A 1,734-nucleotide genomic window follows, 5' to 3' on the forward strand; every position below is an offset into this window, starting at 1 on the left:
GATGGATGGGATGCAAATACAGCAGCGAAATCAATTTTAATGCAGCTGGGAATCACAGATTTCTCGAGGAAAATGCATGAGCTTTCAGGGGGACAGAAGAAGCGCGTTGCCCTCGCGCAGGTTTTGATAGAGTCACCTGATTTGTTAATCCTAGATGAACCTACGAACCATCTTGATTATGATACAGTAAAATGGCTTGAAGACTATTTATCAAGATATTTAGGTTCCCTTTTGCTCGTGACTCATGATCGTTATTTCCTTGACAGGGTCACCAACAGGATTTTTGAATTAGACGGAGGGTCGTTATATAGCTATAAAGGAAACTATGCAAATTTCCTTGAAGCCAAGGCAATCCGGGAAGAAAATGAAGCAGCTACTTTTGAAAAAAAGAAGAACTTATTCAGGCAGGAGCTAGAATGGATCAGGCGTGGCGCAAAAGCGAGGACGACCAAACAGAAGGCTAGGATCCAGCGTTTCGATCAGCTTGATGAAGAAGTTTCGAATGTGAAATCTTCTGAAAAGCTAGAAATCTCCTTAAGCGGCAGCAGATTGGGCAAACAGGTGCTGGAATTAAAGGATGCTGTGAAGGAATACGATGGGAAAGTGATTCTAGACCAGTTTAATTTGCTGGTCAAGCCTGGCGACAGATTGGGAATTATCGGCCGGAATGGCACAGGTAAGTCCACTTTACTGAATCTCCTTTCTGGCAGGATCAAACTGGATTCAGGTGAAATCATCACAGGACAAACTGTAAAGATTGCTTATTATACACAAGAAAACGAAGATATGGATGAAAATAAGCGGGTGATCGAATACCTGAAAGAAACGGCAGAGATTGTCAATACAACAGATGGAAAGACGATTTCAGCTGCGCAAATGCTTGAAAGATTCCTGTTTCCTCCATATGCCCATGGTACTCCTATCAGAAAGCTTTCAGGCGGAGAAAAGCGCAGGCTGTATCTTTTAAAACTATTAATGGAAGAACCGAACGTCCTGCTCCTGGATGAGCCGACGAATGACCTAGACACCCAGACTTTGACTGTATTGGAAGACTATCTTGAAGAATTCCCGGGCGTTGTCATAAGCGTATCCCATGACCGCTATTTCCTTGACAAGGTAGTTGATCAGTTATTGGTGCTTGAAGGCGAAGGCAGAACAGCACTTTATTTTGGCAATTATTCTGACTATCTGGAAAAGCGTCCAAAGCCAGCTGCTGATATTGCTGTTTCAAAGAAAGAAAAAGCAGAACCTGACGAAAAACCGAAGAAAAAGAGAATGAGCTATAAGGAGAAAAAAGAGTACGAAGAAATTGATGATAATATAGCCAACACTGAAAATCGTCTTGAAGCAATCCAGGGTGAGATGGCGAATATCGGAAGCGATTTTGAAAAAGGCCAGGCATTGGTAAATGAAGAGACTGCGCTGAATGAAAAGCTTGAACATTTAATTGAGAGATGGAGTTATTTGAGTGAACTTGCAGAAAGTGAGTAAGAGGCTGACTCAAAAGGTCGTTGAAAGTGACCTTCTGAGTCAGCCTTCTATTTTACAAGGATGAAATCAGATGTTATTGGCGTGTGAATTTTTAAAATTCGAAGGATTTCTCCTTCATATTTTTTTGCTATGTTGAATCCTGCAGATGATAAATAAAGCTAATAAACATGTTGATTAAGATAATAGGACAATAAAAGATCGTTAGCCAGCGTTAAAGGTAACGAAGTCAAGTACATCAACATA

General features: G+C 41.0%; 1 protein-coding gene. It reads left to right on the forward strand.

The window, feature by feature from the left end:
• The coding region (locus tag WB217_RS08085) for an ABC-F family ATP-binding cassette domain-containing protein (protein WP_423992318.1) at positions 1-1,491 on the forward strand (1,491 nt) is incomplete at its 5' end.
• Positions 1,492-1,734: the final 243 nt, after the last annotated feature.

This window comes from Mesobacillus sp., from assembly GCF_049588175.1.
Classification (GTDB): domain Bacteria; phylum Bacillota; class Bacilli; order Bacillales; family Cytobacillaceae; genus Mesobacillus.